Here is a 20,724-nt window from a genome sequence, read left to right as displayed (position 1 = left end):
ATGTACAACCATCACCGAGCACACACCGCACTCGGCGGTCGGCCACCCGCAAGCCGTGTTCCCAACCTGAGTGGGCAGAACATCTAGGCGAGAAATGGTCGTCCTGGCAGCCGTTTCTCGCCTGGATCAACCCGACAGGAGACGGCGACGGGAAATGGTCTTGGTCATCTTCGGGAATCGCGCTAGACATGGCGCGTGTGTTATGAGGAATCTCCTGCTGTCCCGCCGCTCGACGAGATCGTCCTGACGAGCGCCGACGGCAGCACTTTCGGGGCTTACGTGGCGAAGCCGGCCCACCCCACCGGCGCCCGGATCGTCTTGCTGCCGGACGTCGGCGGCCTGCGCCCCGCGGTCGGCGACCTCGCTCGCCGGTTCGCCGAGACCGGGGCGGTCGTCATCGCCGTGGACTACTTCGGGCGTACGGCCGGGACCGGGCCGCGCGGCGAGGACTTCGACAACGATCCGCACGTCGACCAGCTTCGGCGGGCCGACATCATCGACGACGTACGCGCGGCGCTGGCCCATCTCGATGGGGACGGTCCGGCGTACACCTTGGGGTTCTGCTTCGGCGGCGCCGAGGCGCTGCACGCGGCGACCGAGGATCTCGGGCTGACGGGTGCGATCGCGTTCTGCCCGTGGCACGGGGCGATCGGGCACGATCCGGCGCTGCCCGACGACTTCGTGGCCGGCGTACGCGTTCCAGTGCTGGGCCTGTTCGGCGGGGAGGACAAGCCTGTGCCGCCGACGGTCGCGGCCGCGTTCGAGAAGGCGCTCGCGGAGGCCGGCAAGGATCACGAGATCGTGGTGTATCCCGGGCAGCCGCACGGCTTCTTCGAGCACGACCACTTCGGTGACGCCGGGCACGAGGAGGCCGCGGCGGACGCGTTCGACCGGGTGAAGGCGTTCCTGGCCCGGACCGCGTAACGGACAGCGTTCGGGCGGCGCGGAAAGGGGAAGCGCGCCGCCCGGACGTGAACGTCAGCCCGCGTACTTCTCGACGAGCGTCCCGACCGCCGGGAGGGCGGCCTCGATGTGCTTGCCCGCACTCGAGCGAACCGCCTTGTACGCCTTGACGACCGCACCGCGCGGGGAACCTCCGGCGAGGTCGTCGGTGACCGCCAGCAGCGCCTCCGACACTTCGTCACCTCGCTTGGCCAGGTAGTCGCCGAAGGATCCGCCACCGGCGGCGTGGAAGTCGGTCCAGAACGGCTGAAGCTGCTGCATCAGCTTGGGCACCAGTTTCTCGACCGTGGTGCGGTAGTAGCCGGGCGCGACGGTCGTCACCACCTTGTAGGCGACCTTGAGCGCGCCGGCGGAGACCCCCGACTTGGCGGCCAGCTCTTGCTCGACGAGCGCCTGGCAGTCGGCGGCGACGCGCTCGCGCGCACCGTCGGCGAGCAGGACGTCGGAAAGGGTGGAATGCATGGTGATTGCGCTCCTTATCGCGGTGCCAAGGGGTCGACAATTTACCCCGCCGAGCCAGATCACGCTGGCTCGGGGCGCGAGTGTGGACGCTGCGTGACGAATCGGCGACACGGGCGCTCTTGAGTTCTCCTCCCAACGGGGATAGAAAGTCATCCGGACGACCTACCAGGATCGTCCGTCTGGGGCGCGGGCGGACCGTACGACGGTGCCGCACAAGACAAATGATCGAGGGATTGCACGTCACACACCAGGGGACTGGGTGCAATGGCGAACGCACTTCGCAGTCGGCCCGGCCGGCCGTCGGGCCGCAGGGCGCTGGCGGCGGCCGTCGTGCTGCTGCTGGCGGCCGCGTTCACGCCGCCGGGTGAGCACGTCCTCGGTCTCTGCCACCGGTTGCTCGACTTCTACGCCGGTGTCTTCTGCCTGGTGGCGCTGTCCGTCACGGTGATGGCCGGGCTGGCCGCGACCGATCGCCTGGTGCTGCTCGTCCGCCACCGCGTCCTGCTGCAGGCGGCGCATCGGTCGACCGCGTCGGCCGCCGTCGTCTTCCTCGGCTGCCATGTCGTCGTGAAGGTGATGGAGGCGCACGCGGGCGTACTCGACGTCGTGCTGCCCTTCCTGGCCTCGAAGCACACCGCCGTGATCGGGCTCGGGACGCTGTCCGGCTACGGGCTGGCGGCCGCCGCGTGGACGGGCGCGATCCGGGGTCGTTTCGCCGACTTCGCGCACCCGTGGGTGTGGCGCGTCGTGCACAGTTGCGCGTACCTGGCCTGGCCGATGGCGATCGTGCACGGGCTGACCTCCGGTCGCTCGGCGGCCACCTGGGTCACCGTGAGCTATGTGGTCTGTGTGCTGCTCGTCGGGGCCGGGCTGCTGGTCCGGCTCAGCGTCACGTGGGGCCGCCGGCTGCGGACGACGCCCAAGGCGCAGACCACGGGCTCACTGCCGCGCATCCCGGCCGAGATTCCACCGCCGGTCCAGCGGCGTACCGTCCGCGAACCGGTCCAGGTCGCTCCACTCACGACAGTGCGGCCGGCCGGCCCGCCAGTCGCCCCACGGGCGGCTCCGCCGGTCGCGCCTCGGCGGCGCAAGGCCTTCGAGACGGTCTCCGACGACGAGTACTGGGCCGTGCTGCGCGGCGAGGACCTGCGATGAGGACACTGCCCGAGGTCGCGGTCATCGGCCCGCGACGGCTGACCGCCGGGCTCGACCGGCTCCATCGCCTCGACCTGCGTACGCACAACGAAGTGCACGGGGCTCTGCGGCCGTTGTCCCTGGACAACCTGGCCGACCTCGCGGAACTGATCGAGCTGCGGGGCCGGGGCGGAGCGGGGTTCCCGTTCGCCCGCAAGCTGCGGGCGGTGGTGGCGTCCGCCCGGCGTACCGGGGCGGGCACGGTCGTGGTGGTCAACGCGACCGAGGGGGAGCCGGCGAGCTGGAAGGACAAGATGCTGCTCGCCAGGGCGCCGCAGCTGATCCTCGACGGCGCCGCCCTGGCCGCGTACGCCTTGCGCGCGACCGAGATCGTGATCGGCGTCGCCGACGACGGGGTCAGCAGCCGATCGGTGCTGGCCGCGCTCGCCGAGCGGAGCATGCCGGCGGCGACCCAGGTCGTCGCCGTGCCGCACCGGTTCATCTCCGGCGAGGGCGGCGCGCTGGTCCGGGGCATCAACGGCGAGGTGCCGATCCCGCCCGGCCGCAAGACCCGGGCGAGCGACTCCGGCGTACGCGGCCTGCCGACCCTGCTGTCCAACGCGGAGACCTACGCCCAGCTGGCGATGGCGGCGCGCCTGGGGCCGGACGGTTACAGCCGCCTGGGCACCGCCGCCGAACCCGGGACGGTGTTGCTGACCGTCGGCGGTGCGGTCGCCACGCCGTACGTCGTCGAGGTTCCGCTGGGCACGCCGCTCGCGGACGTGCTCGACCTGTGCGGCGTACTCGCTGGTCCTGGCGTACTCGTCGGTGGATTCCACGGAAAGTGGATCACCGCGCGGGCGGCGCGATCGGCGCAGGTCTCCCGCGAGGGCCTGGCGGCGGTCGGCGGTGTGCTGGGCGCGGGCGTCATCCTGCCGTTGAGCGCCGACACCTGTGCGCTCGGCGAGGCGGCGCGGGTCGTGCAGTACCTGGCGGGGGAGTCGGCCGGGCAATGTGGACCGTGCCGGATGGGCCTGCCGGATGTGGCGCGGGCCTTGACGTCGCTGACGGTCGGCGGGGGAGCGGCGGCCCGCGACACGGTACGCCTAGCGGCCGGCGCGGTTCGCGGCCGTGGCGCGTGCAGCCATCCGGACGGGACTTCCCGGTTCGCGGTGTCCGCGTTGGAGACCTTCGCCGACGATCTGGCCGCTCACCTCGACGGCGACGGCTGCGGGAACCCGGTCAAGGGCATCCTGCCGATTCCCGGCGACGACGCCACCGGCGGCCGGCTGACGGTCGACTGGACCCGCTGCGACGGCCACGGCCTGTGTGCGCACGTGGTGCCCGAGCTGATTCGGTTGGACGCCAACGGTTTCCCCGCCTTCCCGGATACGGCGGTGCCGCCGTGGCTGCGACCGGGCGCGTGGAAGGCGGTCGCGATGTGCCCGGCGCTGGCCCTGCGGCTCAGCAAGAACTGACGACCCTCACCAGACGAACGGGATGACGCGTTTGCGGGTCGCGGCGAACCGTCGATAGCGGTCGCCCATCGCGGCGATCAGGGCCCGTTCCTCGACGTGGATCCGGTACGCGAGCCCGCCGAACGCGACAGCGGCCAGGGTCAGCAGCCCCCAGCCGTTGGCGAAGAAGGTGCCGAGGCCGAGGAGTACCAGCAGGGTGGCCGCGTAGCTCGGATGCCGCAGCAGCCGGTAGGGGCCGGACTCGATGACCGGTTGGGTGTCGGTGGTCAGCACCGTGAAGGTGAAGTAGCGGCCGAGCGTACGGAAGCACCAGATGCGCAGACCGGCTCCGCACCAGAGCACGACCAGGCCGAGCCACGCCACGGCGGGATGGATCGTCGCGAGCACCCGGCCCGGCGTATTCCTCGTCACGCCGACGGCCGCGAACGCGCCCGCGACGGCGGCGAGCTGGACGAGCAGGCGGCTGCCCCGGTCGTCGGCGACGGCCTCGCCCCGGCTCCGGAAACTCTGCCGCACCTCGAAGGCGAACCACAGCAGCCCCGAGACGACCACCAGCACCTGCGTCACGCCCACACCCTAGTGCCGATCCGGCGCTGCCCGGCCGACCGGCCCACTCGGCCGGCCGGGCAGCGCGGGTATCACCGCCCGGTTCGCCGGGGCGCGCCCTCGCTCGCCAGCCGCAGCTCCTGCTGCAGATCGGTGAAGGCCGGCTTCGGGTTGAGGTTGACGTCGTAGATGCAGGCGTACCCCTCGCCGGTGAACCAGCCCGGCACCCAGGAGTTGGCGTCGCCGAAGCCCCACACGGTGAACGAGATGCACTCCTTCACCTCGAGGCAGGACCGCAGCATCTGCACGTACTCGTAGGGCTGGGCGAACAGGGCCAGGTTGGACGTCGGCACTTGGTCGGTGGCGTTGTCGACGAAGGTACGCACGTCGGCCTCGGTGATGGCGACCTTCACGCCGAGGCTGGCGTACCGGGCCAGGGCGGCGGTCAGCCGGGGACCGGAGAAGCCGTACTGGGTGTCGAGGTGCCCCTGGTTGCCGATGACGTGGATCGGCACCCCCTGCGCGAGCATGCTCTTCGCCCAGGCGTACACGGCGTCGGCCTTGGCGTTCGTGCCGTCCTCGCCGCCGATGTTGTAGTCGTTGTAGACCAGCAGCGCCTTCGGGTCGGCTTCGTGCGCCCAGCGGAAGACGTCGGCGAGGATGCCCTCGCCCAGGTGGGCGACCCAGAAGTTGTCGCCGTTGATGCCGCTGGGCAGCGGGTCCGCGTCCCACGCGTTGGCGAAGAACTCGTTGGCCACGTCCCACTGCCAGATCTTGCCCTTGAAGTGTGTGGCCTCGTCGATGACGTGTTTGCGCAGCAGTGCCCGCAGTTCGACGTCGTCGATGCTGCCGTCGGCGACGCCGCTGGTGAGCCAGCCCGGCAACTGGTTGTGCCAGACGAGCGTGTGGCCCCGGACGAGCTGCCGGTGCTGCTGGGCGAAGCTGACGAGCCGGTCGGCGGCCGACCAGTCGTAGACGCCCCGGGTCCGTTCGACGGTCTCCCACTTCATCTCGTTGCCGGGCGTCACCGAGTCGAACTGGTCGCCTGTGATCTGCGCGTACGCCGGGTTGTCCAGTTCGAACGGGGTCACCGCGGTGCCGATCCGCAGATTGACGCCGGACGCGAGCGCCCGCAGCGAGTCCGCGGGCGGCCGGGTGCGGTCCGACAGGGCGCCGGACGCGGTGGCGGTGCCGGCGGTCAGCACGGTGGCCATGACCGCGGCCCCGGCGAGCAGCAGGTTACGCATTCTCATGCTTCGACCTCCCAGGCCGAACGATGCGGATGAGTAGTTCCGGAAGGATGGCGAAGATGTTTCAGTCTGCTTCCGGAAAGTTTCGGCGAATATAACGGCGGTCCCGCTGTCGCGTCAACAGGCGTCGATACCGACAGCGCCGGCAGGGATTTCGGCCTGGCCGGTAAGTCCGGCGGCGGTCGTTCGTCGTCATGGTGAGAGGCCTCGACCGGGGCCGGACAGGCAGGATGGCACCATGGCGAATTATCTGCTGCTCATCTACGGCGACGAGCAGAAGTGGGCGGGCATGTCTCCCGACGAGTGGGCCGCGCATGACCAGAAGCACCGGGAGTTCCAGGCGGCGGCGGGCGCACGCTCGCTGGGCGGCAAGCAGCTGGCCGACGCGGCGACTGCGACTACGCTGCGCTCCGATGACAGCGGTGCGATGACGACGACCGACGGGCCGTTCCTGGAGACGAAGGAGGTCCTCGGCGGGTACTACCTGATCGAGGCGGCCGACCTCGACGAGGCGACCGCGTTGGCCGCCCTGCTGCCCGAGGTGTACGCCGGGCACAGCGGCGTCGAGATCCGGCCGGTCGTCTGAGCGGCCGTGGGAACGACTGAGGTCGCCGCGGCGGTGGCCGAGGCGCATCGTGGCGAGTGGGCCGCTGTGCTCGCCGCCACGGTGCGGCTCACCCGTGACCTGGACCTGGCCGAGGAGTGCACGCAGGACGCGTACGCCAAGGCGCTGCGGTCCTGGGCCGACGACGGCATCCCGGCCCGGCCCGGCGCCTGGCTGACGACGGTCGCCCGGAATCGCGCGCTGGACCTGCTGCGCCGCGAGTCGACGCTGCGCCGCGTACTGCCGTCGTTGGTGGTGCCGGACACGGTGCCCGGCCCGGAGGAGGCGCCCGAGCGGTACGCGATCGACGACGACCGGCTGCGGCTCATCTTCACCTGCTGTCATCCGGCACTGGCACGGGAGGCGCAGGTCGCACTGACGCTGCGGCTGCTCTGCGGACTGTCGACCGCTGAAGTGGCGCGTGCGTTCCTGGTGGCCGAGCCGACCATGGCCACCCGGGTCTCCCGCGCCAAGAAGAAGATCGCCACCGCGCGCATTCCTTATCGCGTACCGGGTCGCGAGGAGCTGCCGGCTCGGGTCGGCGCCGTGCTCGAAGTCCTGCATCTGCTGTTCACGACCGGGCATACGCCGCCGACGGGCACCCAGCTCGTCCGCCAGGACCTCGTCGACCGGGCGATCGGCCTGACCCGGCTCGTCCGCGAGCTGCTGCCGGACCGCGACGAGGTCGCCGGACTGCTGGCGTTGATGTTGCTCAGCGACGCCCGACGGGAGACACGCTTCGACGACGAGGGTCGATTCGTGGCCTTGCCGGATCAGGACCGGGCCCGCTGGGATCGCGAGGAGATCGCGGAGGCGACGGAGCTGCTGGCCGCGTCGCTACGCCGCCGCCCCACCCGGTACGCCGTCGAGGCGGCGATCGCCGCCGTCCACGCCGAGGCGCCGACTTGGGAGGCGACCGACTGGACCGAGATCTCCGGGCTCTACGACGTGCTGTGGACGCTGTGGCCGTCGCCGGTCGTGGCGTTGAACCGGGCGGTCGCCGTCGGCCTGCGCGACGGGGCCGCGGCCGGTCTCGCTGCGCTCGATCCGTTGCTGGGCGAACCGGCGCTGGCGACCTACGGATACCTCAGCGCGGCACGGGCGGACTTCCTTCGTCGCCTCGAACGCTGGCCGGAGGCGGCGTCGGCGTACGCCGAAGCGCTGGCGCTGACCGACAACGAGGTCGAGCGGGACTTCCTGACCCGGCGGCTCGCCGAGGTCCGCATGAACCTCGGCGAGTAGCCTCCGGTCGTTCGGCTGGTCAGACGATCCGGCGGCGGACCCACCAGAAGCAGAACGCGCCGAGCAGCACGGCCAGACCGACGAAGAGCCCGGCCTCGGCCCACTGCAATGGCCAGAAGTGACTGTCCGGGTGGTAGAGCAGGTCCTGCCGCAGATGGAGCGAGCCGAGCCACTCCTTGCACTTGGTCGGGGAGGCGTCGGGGCCGCAGGCGGAGAGGTCGGCGGGGCCGGTGAAGGTGCTGCCGTCGGGCAGGATGGTCTTGTTGCCGACGGTCCAGGCGCTCTCGCTCTCCGCCCCGACGACGGTCATCCGGCCGCTGCTGGGGCTCAGCGACAGCCCCTGGACGTTCTCGGCGGTCAAGGCGATCGTGTCGTGCGCCGGTGCGACGAGGTGTGCCCGGACCACCAGGGGCATGGCCACGACCGCGCCCACGTAGAGCGCCAGGGTCGACGCCATCGCCGGAACCGTCTTCCGCAGCAGCATGCCGCTGGTGACACCGAGCAGGAAGGCGAACAACGCGTACGCGACGGGCACGACTCCTCGCGAGCCGAACAGCAGCGGAATCATCCGGTCCTGGGAGGCGGAGTCGACCCGCTGAGACCAAGCGGTCACCGCCCAGCTGAGCAGTCCGGTCGAGACGACGGCAAGCCCCGCGCCCGCCGTGAGCTTGACGGCGAGCCACCGTGTCCGGGTCACCGACTGGTTCCACACCAGACGATGAGTGCCGGTCTCGAGCTCCCGGGCGATCAGGGGAGCGCCCCCGAAGAGGCCGAACAGCACCGGCAGCAAATACATGGCGCCGACCGCCGCCAGGTAGGCCGGGAACGCGGTGCTGGCGCGGAACCGGGCGAGGAACGTGGACACCACGTTGGCGCAATCGCCGTCGCAGGCGGCTACTTCGGCGTACAAGTCGGTGATGGTGCTCGCGGTGACGAGCAGCAGGACACCGAACGCGGCCAGGATCGCGGCGGTGATCACGGTCTGGGACCGGACCTGGCGCCAGGTGAACCAGATCATCGGACGGCCTCCTCGGCGGGCTGGGTCGTGGCCTGCGCCATGTACGCGAGGACCAGGTCTTCCAGGCTGAGCGGGTCGACGGTGAAGGAACCGTCGTCGATCGGGGCGTCGGCGCGGACGATGAAGGTCGACTGCCGCTCGACGTGGCTCTCCTCGATGACCTGTACGCCGTCGGGCAGGTCGGTGCGGTCGCGTCGCGGGCCGCTGAGCCGGAAGTGGCCGGCCAGCAGGTCGTCCACGTCGCCGGCGACGCGGATCTGGGAGGTGACCAGCACGACGAGGTAGTCGCAGACACGTTCCAGATCGGACACCAGATGCGAGGACATGATGACGCTGGCCTTGTTTTCGGCGGTGAAGCCCATCAGTCCTTTGAGGAACTCCCGGCGGGCCATCGGGTCCAGGCTGGCCACCGGCTCGTCGAGGATCAGCAGGTCCGGCCGCTTGGCGATGGCCAGCGTCAGGGCGAGCTGCGCCCGCTGACCGCCCGAGAGCCGGCCCGCCTTCTGCTGCGGGTTCAGCCCGAGCTGAGTGATGCGCTCCTGGGCGGTCGCCTGGTCCCAGCGCGGATTCGTGGACGCGCCGAAGCGGAGGTGCTCGGCGACGGACAGGTTGGCGTAGGTAGGGGTGTCCTGGGCGACGAAGCCGACCCGGGCCAGCTGCTCCGGGCCGGTGGCCGGGCGGCCGCCCAGGACCTCGATGGAGCCCGCCGTGGGGACCAGCATGCCGGCCGCCAGCTGGAGCAGCGTGGTCTTGCCGGCGCCGTTCGGGCCGACGAGCCCGACGACCCGCCCGCCCGGGATGTCGAGAGTGCAGCCGGACAGGGCGAGGTGCCGCCCATACCGTTTGGTCAGACCCACTGCCTTGAGCGCGGGTTCGGTCATCTGGACTCCTCCGTGGGGGTACGAAGCGTGGTCGCGATGAGGGCCTCGATGCTCTCGTCGGCCAACCCGGCGGCGCGGGCCTTGTCCAGCCACGCCTGAAGTTCCTGACGCAGCGACTCGTGCGCGGCCACCGACTCGTCGGCCAGGGTGCGGACGACGAACGTGCCCACGCCGGGCTTGGCGGCGACGAGCCCCTGGTACTCGAGTTCGCGGTAGGCCTTGGAGACCGTGTTCGGGTTGATCGCCACCTTGGCGACCACCTCCTTGACGGTCGGCAGCCGATCCCCCTCGACCAGCAGCCCCAGTCGCAGGGCGCGCCGGACCTGCTGGATCAGTTGCAGGTAGGGCGCTACCCCGGACCGGCCGTCGAGGTGGAACTCCATCATCGTGACGCCTCGTTTCACTAGTTAGCTAGTACTATAGGAATACGCCCCCGGTGGGCGTCAAGCCCCACGATCGGCCGGTTGGTTCTACGCTTCCAACGTGCAGACGCCCACCCCGCCGATCGACGTCCTCGCAACCTTCCCCGAGCTGCGCGCCTTGGGGCGTACGGCCACCCGGCTCCATCCTCGACCCGGTGACGTGGAGATTGTGGACAGCCACATCGGCGGCCCGCTGCTGTGGCCCGCCGCCGAACCCTGGCCGACGTGCGGCGATCCGCACATGGGGATGACGGACGTGCCGATCCCGCCGGAGCTGATCGATCGCCTGCGCGTGCTGGAGAGGCAGCGCGTGCAGGCGCACGTGATGGCGCCCGGCGAGATGGAACTGAACAAGGAGATCGGACGCATCGTCGGTCCTGGGTTTGTCGGCTATGGCAGCAGCGGCGGCGGACCCGTGGTCGGCCATCGATGGGAACCGCGTACGCGGGATGGGGCGACGCCGTTGGTTCCGGTGGCGCAACTGCGTGCCGACGACGTCCCGGACCTGCCTCGCCCGGACGGCGCGGACCTGCTCCAAGTGCTGTGGTGCCCGTTCGAGCACGCGCAGGAGGGATTGACCGGACCGGCTGTGCGGCTCTACTGGCGGCGTCAGGCCGACATCACCGACGTCCTGACCGAGCCGCCCACCGGCGACGTGGACGAAGACGACTACCTGCCGGAGCCGTGCCGAGTGCACCCCGAGCAGATCGTCGAGTACCCGTACCCGGATGAGCTGCCGGCCGTCCTCGCCGAGCGGGTCGACGAGTGGGAGCACGACTACCAGGATCTGGTCATGGCGCCCGGCTGGAAGGTCGGCGGGTACGCCACGTGGAACGTGACGGATCTGCTGCCCACACCGTGCCCGGAGTGCGACGGGCCGACGAACCTGCTGCTGACGATCGCTTCGAGTGAGTTCGACGGCGACTCCTACGAGCGGTGGCGGCCGGTCGAGGAGCGGCACATCACCTGGGAGCACCCGGATCGGCTGACCATCCAGGAGCCGACAGGCGTCATCGTCGGGCGCTACGGTTCCCTGCGTATCTTCGTCTGCCCGACCTGTCCGGGTACGCCGTTCCACGTGGACCTGCAGTAAGAGTGCGCTTGACCTAGAGCGCGCTCCAGGTGCCAAGGTCGTCGGTATGACTGAAACCCCTCTGGTGCTCGGGGCGATGATGTTCGGCACCACCGTCGACGAGACCACGTCGTTCGCCCTGCTCGACCGATTCGTGGAGCGCGGCGGCACCTGGATCGACACGGCGGACTGCTACTCCTTCTGGGCCAGCGAGACCGGGCACGGCGGCGACAGCGAACGGCTGCTCGGCCGCTGGCTGGCCGCCCGCCCCGGCGTACGCGACCAGGTCCGGATCGCCACCAAACTGGGCGCCGAACCGCTCGAACCCGGTTCCTGGCCGAACCGTCGCCAAGGACTGTCGCCGGACGCGGTGCAGGCGGCCTTCGCCGGCAGCCTCGATCGGCTGGGCGTCGACCGGGTCGATCTGCTGTGGCTGCATCAGGAAGACCGGTCGGTGTCCATCGAGGACACCGTCGGCGCGCTCGCCGGCCTGCCCGCCGACCGGTTCGGCGTGTCCAACCACCCGGCCTGGCTGATCGAACGAGGCCGGGCGTACGCCCAGTCGATCGGCGCGCGGCCGTTCGACGCGCTGCAACTCAACGCCACCTACCTGCGCCCCCGACCGGGCACCTTGCCGCCGGGCGTGGCGCACCGGTTCGGCGTACTCAGCGACGAGCAGGCCGACTACGCGAGCGAACACGGCCTGGAGGTTTGGGCGTACACGCCGTTGTTGTCGGGGGCCTACGACAACCCGGAGAAGGAGATTCCCGAGGTGTACGCCCATCCGGGCAACGCCGCCCGCTTGGCGGTGCTCGACGAGGTGGCCGCCGAGACGGGAGCCGCCCGAGGCCAGGTGGTGCTGGCCTGGTCGGTGAGCCGGGGTCTCCGGCCGATGCTCGGCGGCAGCAAACTCCACCAGCTCGACAGTGCTCTCGACGGGGTCGCGCTGAAACTGAGCGACGAGCAGCTCGACCGGTTGACCGCGGTCGACCGGTCCGACTGGGCGAACCCCTACGCCCAGCCGTGACGGCCCTTCAGGAGGGGAGCTCGCCGCTCCCCTCCTGAATGTGTGAAATGCGGCATAGATCGGTCGGGCCGAGCGTGCGGCATGATTACCGGCGTGCGGATTGGGTTGCTCGGGCCATTCGAAGTCCAGGTCGGCGACGGCGTCGTGGTGGAGGTGCCGGGCGCCCGGCTACGGGGACTGCTGGCCGCGCTGGCGCTCGAACCGGGCCGGATCGTTCCGCGTACGCGGCTGGTCGACTGGATCTGGGGTGAGGAGCCGCCCGCCGACGCGGTGAACGCCCTACAGGTTTTGGTGTCCCGGCTGCGCCGGTTGCTGCCGGACGGGGTGGTCGAGGCGAAGGCGGGCGGGTATCGGCTGGACGTCGACCCCGAGGCGGTCGACGTGAGCCGGTTCGAGCGCCTGGTCGCCGAGGCTCGGGACGCCGAGGACCCGGTACGCGTGACGCTGCTGCGGACGGCGTTGGGTCTGTGGCGCGGGACGGCGATGGAAGGCATCGCGCTGTCGGGGAACAAGGCGTTCGACGCCGTCGTCACCGGGTTGACCGAGCGGCACATCGCCGTGCTCGGCGACCGGGTGGACGCCGAAGTACGCCTCGGCCGCGGCGCCGACCTGGTCTCCGAGCTGACGGAGTTGGTGGCGAACCATCCGTTGCGGGAGGGCTTCGTCGCGGCGTTGATGCGCGCGCTCGCCGAGGCGGGTCGTGGTGCTGAGGCGCTGACGGCGTACCAGCAATTGGCTGAGCGACTGGGCGACGAGCTGGGAGTGGACCCCTCGGCCGAGCTCTCGGCGTTGAACACCGCGGTGTTGCGCGGCGAGCTGGGCGGGCGGGCGGAGAACCGCCGCACGAACCTGCGGGCCGAGCTGACCAGCTTCGTGGGCGAGGAGGCGGACGTCGCAGCGATCGCCGAGCTGGCGACGCGGCACCGGCTTGTGACCTTGACCGGCGCGGGCGGTTCCGGCAAGACGCGGCTGGCCACCGAGACCGCGCGGATGATGCTCACCGATCTGCCGGACGGCGCGTGGCTGGTGGAGCTGGCCGCGCTGCAGGCGGGCGGCGAGCTGGCTCAGGCCACCTTGACCGCGATCGGCCTGCGCGACCAGTCCCCGCTCGGCGGGGCGGCGGGCGGCGACGCGATCGATCGGCTGGTCACCGCGGTCCGGGATCGAGTGATGCTGCTGGTCCTCGACAACTGCGAGCACATGATCGAGGCGGTGTCCGAGTTCGCGGACCGGCTGCTGGGCGAGTGCCGGCGGCTGCGGATCATCGCCACGAGCCGGGAACCGCTCGGCATCACCGGCGAGGCGTTGTGGCAGGTCGAGCCGCTCGCGCTGCCGCCCGCGAGCGCGTCGGCGGCAGAGATCGGCGCGTCGCCCGCGGTTCGGTTACTCCGCGATCGGGCCGAAGCGGTACGCCGTAACGTCGGCTCGGACGAGCGGACGCTGGCCACGATGGCGCGCGTATGCCGGGCGCTCGACGGCATGCCGTTGGCGATCGAACTGGCGGCGGCCCGGCTGCGGACGATGTCGGTCGAGCAGTTGGCGGATCGGCTGGACGACCGGTTCCAGCTGCTGACCGGCGGCAGCCGTACGGCGTTGGCCCGGCATCGGACGCTGCGCGCGGTGGTGGACTGGAGCTGGGACCTGTTGAGCGAGCCCGAACGTGATCTGCTGCGGCGGCTCTCGGTGTTCGCCGGTGGCGTCAGCCTCGAAGCGGCCGAACGCGTCTGCGCCGAGGGGGAGGACGCCCTCGATCTGCTGACCGCGCTGCTGGAGAAGTCGCTGCTGCTCGCGTACGGCGAGGGCGAACCGCGCTATCGGATGCTCAACACCATCCGCGAGTATGCCGCCCAGCGGTTGGCCGAAGCCGGCGGGGTCGAGTCGGCGCGGCGGGCGTACGTCGCGTACTTCCTCGAGCTGACGGAGACCGCTGACCCGCATCTGCGCCGGTCCGAGCAGCTCGACTGGCTGTCCAAGGTGGAGGCTGAACACGACAACATCAGCGCGGCCCTGCGCCTGGCGATCGCCGAAGGCTGGGCCGAGGAGGCGATGCGCCTGGTCGGCGCGGCGGGGTGGTACTGGTTCCTCAGCGGGCATCGAGCCGAGGGCACCGAGCTGAGCATCGCGGGGGCCTCCGTGCCCGGTGACGTGCCCGACGAGGTACGCGCGCTGGCCTGCACCATCGTCACGCTGTTCGTCAGCTCCGGCGCGGCCGGCGACCAGTACCAGGCTCAGCAGTGGATCGAGGACGCCTACCGGTACACCGAGAGCAGCGGCTCCACGCATCCGCTGCTCGCGTTCGCCCGTCCGCTGGAACGGATGCTGCGCGAACCGGCCGACTTCCTGCCCGCGTACGAGCCGCTGATCCACAACGCCGATCCGTGGGTGCGGGCGCAGGCGCGGCTCACGCGCAGCCGGCTGCGGCTCGCCCTCGGCCGCGAGGTGGACCAGGTGGACGACGACATCGAGGCCGCTCTCGCCGAGTCGCGGGCGCTCGGCGAACGGTGGGGGATCTCGGCGGCGCTGACGTTCCTGGCGGATCAGCTCGGCCCACGGGGCGAGTTCGCGGCGGCGTGCGCGTACTACGAGGAAGCGGCCGCGGTCCTCGTCGAGGTGGGCGGGACCGAGGAGGTGGTCAGCATCCGCACCCGGCAGGCCCAGCTGTACTGGCTGCTCGGCGACGAGCGGGCCAGCCTGATCACCCTCGCGGAGGCGGTGCGGGCGGCCGACGGCATCACCTGGCCGGACACGCTGAGCGAACTGGCGATCGCCCAAGCGCAGCTGGCGCGGTTCCGGGGCGAGCCGGACCAGGCCCGGGAACACCTGGCGACCGTCCGGATGCGGCCCGGCGACGAGGCGAGCGGCCTTTACGTCCTGCTCCAGGACATGCTCGGGTACCTCGCCGAGGACCTCGGCCAGGCTGGGGCGTACCGGGCCGGGGCGTTGCGGGCGGCGGTCCAGCTCGGCTATCGGCCGATGATCGCGCAGACGCTGGTCGGGATCGCGGATCAGGCCGCCCGGCAGGGTCAGGACGAGCAGGCCGCGCGACTGCTCGCGGCCAGTGAGAACGTGCGCGGGATGCCTGATCGTACGCAGCTCGACGCGGCCCGGATCGGCGAGGAGGTGCGGCAGCGCCTCGGCGAGACGGTGTTCGCCGAGGCGCTCCGGGACGGGCGGGAACGGGACTGGCAGGAGCTGGCCGAGGTCACCCTCGCGGCGTGATCGGCGCTCCGGCGCGGTGCACGACGACGTCTCCACCACCGCTGCAGCGCGCGCGTACCTTGACCGTCCGGCCGGCCTGATCGTCGGCGGCGTCCAGCAGGTTGCGGACCCGGCCGGTCGGAGTGTGCGCGTCCAGCCGGACAGCGGTGCCCGCCGGTACGCCGACCTCCAGCTTGCCGATGGCGGCGTACAGGTCCACCGGGCCGCTGCCGAGTTCGCCGACGCGGATGTGCCCGGTGGCGGTCTTCGCTTTGACGGCGGCGTGCGCCACGTCCACGGAGATGCCGCCGACGGATGAATCCGCCCGCAGCTCGCCGCCGACCTCCCCGATCCAGATCTCGCCACCGATCGTGGTGACCTCCGCGTCGCCGTCGATCCGGCGTACGCGGACCGTCCCGTTGGCGGTGACGTCGGCCGAGCCGGTCACGTGGCCGACGGTCACCCGGCCGCCGGACGTCTTGAGGCGTACGTCGGTCGCCTGCTCGACGCGGATGTCGCCGATGGCGTTCTTCAGCCGGCACGAGCCGACGACACCCTGGACGACGTATTCGCCCTCGGCGGTGGTCCCCTGGACATCGGAACCAGTCGGCAACTGCACCAGTACGCGTACCGAGCCGTATCGGCGGGCGAACGCGGTGCGCAGCTTCGGGTGCTTGACCTGCAACTTGCCTTCGGCGTACTCGATGATGACCTGATCGGCGGCCTGGATGTCGAGCGGCCGGGTGGGATCGATGGGCTGGACCTCGACCACGGTGTGGGTGCGGTCGCCGGCGGCGAAGGTGATGTCGCCGAGGATGACGTCGACGGAAGCGGAGATCGGCGCGGGAGTCTCAAACGTTGGCATGGCGACTACGATCGGCGGCCGTCCTGTCACCGGACTGTTCCCAGGCTGTCGCGGCCGCTGACACGCCTGTCCGCAGGCCGGGTAGGGTGTGCCGACCGGCCGCCGGATTCGGTAAGCCCGCCTGCTACGCCCTGATCGGGGTCGACTCGGACCAACGCAGCGCTAGCTCCAACGCCCCGAACTCCCGATGCGCCTGCGGCAGCAGACCACGCCGATCGCCGTCGGCCACCACGGCGGTCATCCCGTACGCGGTCAGCCGCTCGATCAGCGTGCCGAGCAGCTGGGCGGCGACCGGGTGCAGCTGGCCGACGCGATCGAGGTCCAGCACGAGCAGCCCGCCTTCGACGGCCTGACCGGCCAGCTCCCTGGTCAGCGCCTCGGCGGCGGCGAAGCCGAAGTCGCCTTGCAGGCCACGGACGAGCACGCGGTCGCGATTCTCCACGAGGTAGACCGCTGAGGCCGTTCGTGCCGGCGGCCGCATCAGATGCAGCCCGAACCGGGCAGAAAGCTCCTCGCAGGCCGCGATGCCGCGGACGCTCGTGCCCCGGTCGTCGAGCGGCGGACTGAACAGGCCGATGCCGAGCTGCGCCGGCAGCGCGGCGGCGATTCCCCCGCTCACACCGCTCTTGGCCGGCAGACCCACCCGTAGCAGCCATTCCCCGGCGAAGTCGTACATTCCGCAGGTCGCCATGACCGTCAGCACGTGCGACGCGACGTCGCGGGTCACGACCGGCTCGCCGGTCACCGGGTTGACACCCCCGTTGGCCAGGGTCGCGGACATCACCGCCAGGTCGCGCGCGGTCACCTGGACCGCGCACTGCCGGAAGTATCGCCGCACGCTCTGCTCGGCGTCGGCCTGCAAAGATCCAGCGGTACGCATCAGGTAGGCGATCGCCCGGTTGCGGTCGCCGGTCTCGACCTCCGACTCGTACGCCCGCTCGTCGACCCCGAGGACGCGACCGGCGAACGCGCCGAGCCCGGCCAGGACGCGCGGGAATCCGTCTGCCACCAGCGACGCCGTCAGGATCGCCCCGGCGTTGACCATGGGGTTCGGCGGGCGGCCGGTGCCGGGCTCCAGCCGGGTGGCGTTGAACGCCTCGCCGCTGGGCTCCAACCCGACGCGCTGGACGACCTCGTCCAGCCCGCGATCGGTCAGCGCCAAGGCGTACACGAAGGGTTTCGACACGGACTGGAGGGTGAACGGCTGGTCGGCGTCGCCGCTCGCGTAGACGTGGCCGTCGAGCGTGGCCAGCGCGAGCCCGAACCAGGTGGGGTCGGCGTGGGCGAGTTCGGGAATGTATTCCGCGACGCGGCCGTCGTCGAGTCCGGCGAGGCTTGCCCGCAGCGCGTCCAGCAGATCCGGGATCGGATTGAGAGCCACCACAACGTCCAATTCGTCGAGTAGCCCCGGCCGCCGCAGGGGTGAGGAAGACTGTGGACAGTTATACACGACTCCGGGGCGGCGCAACCATTTGCGCGGTGATCGCGTCGAAGCTGCCGTGAACCCGCGTGACCTGCTGTCCCGGCTGCTCCCGGTGGTGGCCGCCCTCGTCGCCACGGCGCCGGTGTGGCCGATCCTGCAGCCCGGTGCTCCGATCGCCGACGAGCTGCTCGAACCGGGCGAGGTCGCCGTGATCGTGCCCATCGTGCTCGTCTTCCCGATCGCCTGGGCGCTGCTGGCCCGCCGCCGCCCGTACGCCTGGCGTGTCGGCGTCCTGCTGGCGGCGTGGGTGCTGGCATGGTCGGTCTGGACCGTCAGCCTCGGCAGCTACGCCAGCCCACCGACGATCGACGACGGCCTGCGGTGGCACCTGGTCGGGGCCGGACTGCTCGTGGCCGGGGCGGCGGCGTACGAGGCGAGACAGCTCGCGCAGGTCGGCGCACGGCTGCTGCCAGGCGCGCTGGTGTGGCTGCTCGGTGTGGCCGTCACGCTCGCGATCCCGGTCGTCGGGCAGGAGAAGGTGCCGCCGCGGGACGCGGTGCTTCCGCTACCGGCGGGCTTGACCGTGGTGCACATGGAGACCGGCTGCGCCAACACGTGCACCCGCCGCCTCACCGTCGAGTCCGCCGACACCCCGGCTGAGCTGATCCGCCGCCTCGGACAGCATCTCGAGCAGACGAAAGGCTGGCAGACCACCTGGTACTCCTTCGCACCACCGCAGTTCCAATGCCGCCGCGTCGGCTGGCTCAACCCGTACGAGGTCTGTGTGGAGTTCCGGGCGACAGGATCACCGTCGACCATCGAGATCTGGCTGGCCACGTTCAACGGCCGCGACGACGTCGTCTCCTGACGACGGCTGACGGTGTGACCCGAGAGGGGCCACACCGTGGATGGGGTTTCAGAGTCGGCCGACCGCCGCCTCGGCGAGCTGCTTGGACGCCGCGACGGTGTCATCGGCCGTGGTCGCCGAGACCGACAGCGTCAGATACTGGCCCTTGGCCCAGACGTGGGTCTGGCCGATGGCCTGATTCTTGAACGTGTACGCGACGTCGCCCAGCCCTTCGACCTTCACGGCCCGGCCCCGGAACGCCGTCTCCAGGATCGACGGGTCGAAGGTGCCCGGTTCGACGGCGATCTGCGCCAGCTTGGTGCCACTGGTGTAGACGCATTCCTTGGCCGACTGCTTGGACGGCTTCGGCGAGTCGGCGCCCAGGAGCCCGGCGACGTCGGCCGGCGTCAGCAGGTCGCACGCCTTGACGCCCTTCGCCTTCGAGTCCTTGCCCGCCGAGGAGGCCCCGGCGCCGGTGCCGGAGCCGCCCGTCTCGGTCGAATCGCCGCACCCGCTCGCGCCCGCCGTCAGCGCGATCGCGATCGCCGCCACCGCCGCCCAACGCATCGACATCAGAACTCCTAGAGGTTGCCAGAGAAGAGGAAGACTGCCTGGAAACCTAGGGAGTACGCGGTCTGCGGGCATCGGGGTGCGTACGGAATTCCGATGCCGGGCGGGGCTCCGTACCGCTGTCCGTACCGGATGCAACCCTCCACGGCGGTCGACCGTCTAGGACGTGTGAACGGGGAGACGCCTATCACCGCGGCGTGGCCGGCCACGGAGGAGTTCGACGACTTCATCCGGGCGCGCCACACCGCGCTGCTGCGGTTCGCACATGTGCTCACCGGCGATCCGCATCTGGCCGCCGATCTGGTCCAGGACGCGCTGGAACGAACCGGGCTGGCCTGGCGCCGGGTGCGACGTCAGGACATGCCGGAGGCGTACGTGCGGCGGGCGATCGTCAACGGGTTCGTCAGCGGCATCCGGCGGAGAAGGCGCGAGGTGCTCACCGACGTGGTGCCGGATCGGGCCGGACCGGAGGGCGACCCGCCGGACGATGCGATGTGGAGGTTGCTCGCGACGTTGCCTCGTCAGCAGCGGGCGGTCCTGGTGCTGCGGTTCTACGAAGATCTGACCGAGGTGGAGGTCGCGGAGGTCCTCGGCTGTGCCGTCGGGACGGTCAAGAGCAACAGCTCGCGGGCGTTGGCGCGGCTGCGGGCGGCGCTGCCCGGCCGGGTCGCCTTGGAAGGAGGCGGGGAGCATGTCTGACCTCGAGGACGAGCTGCGGCGGGTGCTGCATGATCCGAGGTACGCGCTGCCGTCCTGGCCTGACGCGGTGTCCAGGGTGCACGCGGGGATGCGCGTTCGACGGGGGCGTCGCTGGGTCGCGCGGGCGTTCGGATCGCTGAGCTCTTTCGCGGCGGTTCTGGCGATCGGCGGGCCGGTGGTCTCTCCGGCCGGTCCGGGGGTCGAGCTGCCGTCGAACGCGATCGTCGTTCCTTGGCAGAACATGCCCTACGTGGAGCCGTCCCCTTCGCCGGCGCAACGTGCGGCCGAGTGCCGGCCTCGGAATTTTGCGACCGGATCCCCGATCCGGTGGGTCAACGGGCCGGACGATGTGACCTACGTGCTGGAATACCAAGGGGACGCACCCTGCGTCATCGCCGGTGAGCCGAGACTGACCGTCAGCGCTCCCGACGGGCGGCGAACGACATCGCGGACGTCGTCGCCCGGCGAGATTTCGGCGCTGGTGCAGCCTGGCGACGGCGTCTTGGTGTCCATCGCCGCGCCGGGCGCCTGCGCGAAAGAGTACAAAAACCTGGACTTCTCCTTCGCCGCCGCCGATTCCACGCATATCCAGCTCGACGACCGGGTCCGTGGCGACTGCCTTGGGCTGCAGGTCGCCTGGGAGGTCTTCGCCCAGAATCGGCCGCCGTTGCCCGGCCCTCGCGAGACGCTGGGCGTCGCGGTCCGGGCACCGGCTCAAGTCCGCAGCGGCAAGGAGTTCACCTACTACGTCGTCCTGCACAATCCCAGCGGCACGGACGTCGATCTCGCGCCCTGTCCGGCGTACGCGGTGCGGGTCACCGGCGTGGGCCCGTATCCCGTGCGGCTCGGCGGCCTTCATTGCGGCGTCTCGAAGATCCCGGCGCTCACCGGCGTGTGGTTCGAGATGCGGGGCACGATCTCGGCCGATCCGGGCAGCCGGGTGGACCTGGGGTGGGAACTGGTCCTGGCCGCAGGAAAGAGCGGGCCGGGCGCGACCGCGACCGTCGACGTGGTCGGGTGAGG

General features: G+C 71.0%; 20 protein-coding genes. 11 read left to right on the top strand and 9 right to left on the bottom strand.

Translation table 11 applies throughout. The annotated features are described in order from the left end of the window. Window positions 1-195 precede the first annotated feature (195 nt). The gene (locus tag AB0H43_RS36635; RefSeq protein WP_360007556.1) at window positions 196-924 is read left to right on the top strand and encodes a dienelactone hydrolase family protein; all 729 of its coding nucleotides are present in this window, start codon (window positions 196-198) and stop codon (window positions 922-924) included. 54 nt (window positions 925-978) lie between these two features. Here the strand turns inward: AB0H43_RS36635 and AB0H43_RS36630 are convergent, their stop codons facing one another. Continuing rightward, complete coding sequence (locus tag AB0H43_RS36630) at window positions 979-1,425, bottom strand: hypothetical protein (RefSeq protein WP_360007554.1); 447 nt, start codon at window positions 1,423-1,425, stop codon at window positions 979-981. A 264-nt stretch (window positions 1,426-1,689) separates the two neighbouring features. Between AB0H43_RS36630 and AB0H43_RS36625 the strand changes: the two genes are divergently transcribed. Both AB0H43_RS36625 and AB0H43_RS36620 read left to right on the top strand, forming a co-directional pair. Beyond that, window positions 1,690-2,580, top strand: a complete 891-nt coding sequence (locus AB0H43_RS36625) for a hypothetical protein (RefSeq protein ID WP_360007552.1) — start codon at window positions 1,690-1,692, stop codon at window positions 2,578-2,580. Next, the gene (locus AB0H43_RS36620) at window positions 2,577-4,037 is read left to right on the top strand and encodes an NADH-ubiquinone oxidoreductase-F iron-sulfur binding region domain-containing protein (protein WP_360007549.1); all 1,461 of its coding nucleotides are present in this window, start codon (window positions 2,577-2,579) and stop codon (window positions 4,035-4,037) included. Before AB0H43_RS36625 ends, AB0H43_RS36620 begins: the two co-directional genes overlap by 4 nt. 6 nt (window positions 4,038-4,043) lie before the next feature. Here the strand turns inward: AB0H43_RS36620 and AB0H43_RS36615 are convergent, their stop codons facing one another. Together AB0H43_RS36615 and AB0H43_RS36610 are read right to left on the bottom strand one after the other, a co-directional pair. Continuing rightward, window positions 4,044-4,604: an isoprenylcysteine carboxylmethyltransferase family protein gene (locus AB0H43_RS36615; RefSeq protein ID WP_360007547.1), complete on the bottom strand. Its 561-nt coding sequence runs from the start codon at window positions 4,602-4,604 to the stop codon at window positions 4,044-4,046. A 71-nt stretch (window positions 4,605-4,675) separates the two neighbouring features. Continuing rightward, entirely contained in the window at window positions 4,676-5,836 is a 1,161-nt protein-coding gene (locus AB0H43_RS36610) for an endo-1,4-beta-xylanase (RefSeq protein ID WP_360007544.1), read from the bottom strand. Between the two features lie 235 nt (window positions 5,837-6,071). Here AB0H43_RS36610 and AB0H43_RS36605 point away from each other — a divergent pair, with 235 nt between their 5' ends. Continuing rightward, complete coding sequence (locus tag AB0H43_RS36605) at window positions 6,072-6,419, top strand: YciI family protein (RefSeq protein WP_360007541.1); 348 nt, start codon at window positions 6,072-6,074, stop codon at window positions 6,417-6,419. 66 nt (window positions 6,420-6,485) lie between these two features. Next, a complete protein-coding gene (locus tag AB0H43_RS36600) occupies window positions 6,486-7,679 on the top strand; it encodes a sigma-70 family RNA polymerase sigma factor (RefSeq protein WP_360007562.1) in 1,194 nt (397 codons plus the stop codon). 19 nt (window positions 7,680-7,698) lie between these two features. Here AB0H43_RS36600 and AB0H43_RS36595 read toward each other — a convergent pair whose 3' ends face one another. Genes AB0H43_RS36595 through AB0H43_RS36585 form a run of 3 tightly spaced genes read right to left on the bottom strand, consistent with a single transcriptional unit; the run spans window position 7,699 to window position 9,964 of the window. Next, window positions 7,699-8,697 carry a hypothetical protein gene (locus tag AB0H43_RS36595; protein ID WP_360007538.1) on the bottom strand — a complete coding sequence of 333 codons (999 nt, stop codon included), beginning with the start codon at window positions 8,695-8,697 and terminating at the stop codon, window positions 7,699-7,701. Beyond that, the gene (locus AB0H43_RS36590) at window positions 8,694-9,578 is read right to left on the bottom strand and encodes an ABC transporter ATP-binding protein (RefSeq protein ID WP_360007535.1); all 885 of its coding nucleotides are present in this window, start codon (window positions 9,576-9,578) and stop codon (window positions 8,694-8,696) included. Before AB0H43_RS36590 ends, AB0H43_RS36595 begins: the two co-directional genes overlap by 4 nt. Continuing rightward, entirely contained in the window at window positions 9,575-9,964 is a 390-nt protein-coding gene (locus tag AB0H43_RS36585) for a GntR family transcriptional regulator (protein WP_360007532.1), read from the bottom strand. Before AB0H43_RS36585 ends, AB0H43_RS36590 begins: the two co-directional genes overlap by 4 nt. Before the next feature lie 97 nt (window positions 9,965-10,061). Here AB0H43_RS36585 and AB0H43_RS36580 point away from each other — a divergent pair, with 97 nt between their 5' ends. The 3 genes from AB0H43_RS36580 to AB0H43_RS36570 all read left to right on the top strand — a co-directional run bounded on the left by AB0H43_RS36580 (window position 10,062) and on the right by AB0H43_RS36570 (window position 15,318). Further along, entirely contained in the window at window positions 10,062-11,093 is a 1,032-nt protein-coding gene (locus AB0H43_RS36580) for a hypothetical protein (protein WP_360007529.1), read from the top strand. 46 nt (window positions 11,094-11,139) lie between these two features. After that, a complete protein-coding gene (locus tag AB0H43_RS36575; protein ID WP_360007526.1) occupies window positions 11,140-12,099 on the top strand; it encodes an aldo/keto reductase in 960 nt (319 codons plus the stop codon). A gap of 93 nt (window positions 12,100-12,192) precedes the next feature. After that, on the top strand, window positions 12,193-15,318 hold the full coding sequence (locus AB0H43_RS36570) for a BTAD domain-containing putative transcriptional regulator (protein WP_360007523.1): 3,126 nt from the start codon (window positions 12,193-12,195) through the stop codon (window positions 15,316-15,318). Here the strand turns inward: AB0H43_RS36570 and AB0H43_RS36565 are convergent. Both AB0H43_RS36565 and glsA read right to left on the bottom strand, forming a co-directional pair. Then, on the bottom strand, window positions 15,302-16,162 hold the full coding sequence (locus tag AB0H43_RS36565) for a hypothetical protein (protein ID WP_360007520.1): 861 nt from the start codon (window positions 16,160-16,162) through the stop codon (window positions 15,302-15,304). The two genes, AB0H43_RS36570 and AB0H43_RS36565, sit on opposite strands and share 17 nt — an antisense overlap. Before the next feature lie 124 nt (window positions 16,163-16,286). Then, a complete protein-coding gene (gene glsA, locus AB0H43_RS36560) occupies window positions 16,287-17,543 on the bottom strand; it encodes a glutaminase A (protein WP_360007517.1) in 1,257 nt (418 codons plus the stop codon). A 118-nt stretch (window positions 17,544-17,661) separates the two neighbouring features. Here glsA and AB0H43_RS36555 point away from each other — a divergent pair, with 118 nt between their 5' ends. After that, window positions 17,662-18,453: a hypothetical protein gene (locus tag AB0H43_RS36555; RefSeq protein ID WP_360007515.1), complete on the top strand. Its 792-nt coding sequence runs from the start codon at window positions 17,662-17,664 to the stop codon at window positions 18,451-18,453. 48 nt (window positions 18,454-18,501) lie between these two features. Here AB0H43_RS36555 and AB0H43_RS36550 read toward each other — a convergent pair whose 3' ends face one another. Further along, window positions 18,502-19,005 (bottom strand): hypothetical protein, encoded by a 504-nt coding sequence (locus AB0H43_RS36550; RefSeq protein WP_360007513.1) that lies wholly within the window; start codon window positions 19,003-19,005, stop codon window positions 18,502-18,504. Window positions 19,006-19,170: 165 nt separating this feature from the next. On the opposite strand from AB0H43_RS36550, the gene AB0H43_RS36545 reads away from it, so the two are divergent. Both AB0H43_RS36545 and AB0H43_RS36540 read left to right on the top strand, forming a co-directional pair. Next, window positions 19,171-19,701 (top strand): SigE family RNA polymerase sigma factor, encoded by a 531-nt coding sequence (locus AB0H43_RS36545; protein ID WP_360007510.1) that lies wholly within the window; start codon window positions 19,171-19,173, stop codon window positions 19,699-19,701. After that, the gene (locus AB0H43_RS36540) at window positions 19,694-20,722 is read left to right on the top strand and encodes a hypothetical protein (RefSeq protein ID WP_360007508.1); all 1,029 of its coding nucleotides are present in this window, start codon (window positions 19,694-19,696) and stop codon (window positions 20,720-20,722) included. Before AB0H43_RS36545 ends, AB0H43_RS36540 begins: the two co-directional genes overlap by 8 nt. Window positions 20,723-20,724 lie beyond the last annotated feature (2 nt).

Source organism: Hamadaea sp. NPDC050747 (assembly GCF_040654195.1).
Lineage (GTDB): Bacteria > Actinomycetota > Actinomycetes > Mycobacteriales > Micromonosporaceae > Hamadaea.
The sequence above is the reverse complement of the archived record's forward strand: the minus strand, read 5'-3'. Positions and strand labels throughout refer to the sequence as shown.

Bases quoted from the DNA above. Each gene is read 5' to 3' on its own strand.
- AB0H43_RS36550 (WP_360007513.1), bottom strand. From the start codon at position 19,005: ATGTCGATGCGTTGGGCGGCGGTGGCGGCGATCGCGATCGCGCTGACG.
- AB0H43_RS36630 (WP_360007554.1), bottom strand. From the start codon at position 1,425: ATGCATTCCACCCTTTCCGACGTCCTGCTCGCCGACGGTGCGCGCGAG.
- AB0H43_RS36540 (WP_360007508.1), top strand. From the start codon at position 19,694: ATGTCTGACCTCGAGGACGAGCTGCGGCGGGTGCTGCATGATCCGAGG.
- AB0H43_RS36595 (WP_360007538.1), bottom strand. From the start codon at position 8,697: ATGATCTGGTTCACCTGGCGCCAGGTCCGGTCCCAGACCGTGATCACC.
- AB0H43_RS36620 (WP_360007549.1), top strand. From the start codon at position 2,577: ATGAGGACACTGCCCGAGGTCGCGGTCATCGGCCCGCGACGGCTGACC.
- AB0H43_RS36590 (WP_360007535.1), bottom strand. From the start codon at position 9,578: ATGACCGAACCCGCGCTCAAGGCAGTGGGTCTGACCAAACGGTATGGG.
- AB0H43_RS36605 (WP_360007541.1), top strand. From the start codon at position 6,072: ATGGCGAATTATCTGCTGCTCATCTACGGCGACGAGCAGAAGTGGGCG.
- AB0H43_RS36625 (WP_360007552.1), top strand. From the start codon at position 1,690: ATGGCGAACGCACTTCGCAGTCGGCCCGGCCGGCCGTCGGGCCGCAGG.
- AB0H43_RS36575 (WP_360007526.1), top strand. From the start codon at position 11,140: ATGACTGAAACCCCTCTGGTGCTCGGGGCGATGATGTTCGGCACCACC.
- AB0H43_RS36565 (WP_360007520.1), bottom strand. From the start codon at position 16,162: ATGCCAACGTTTGAGACTCCCGCGCCGATCTCCGCTTCCGTCGACGTC.
- AB0H43_RS36610 (WP_360007544.1), bottom strand. From the start codon at position 5,836: ATGAGAATGCGTAACCTGCTGCTCGCCGGGGCCGCGGTCATGGCCACC.
- AB0H43_RS36585 (WP_360007532.1), bottom strand. From the start codon at position 9,964: ATGATGGAGTTCCACCTCGACGGCCGGTCCGGGGTAGCGCCCTACCTG.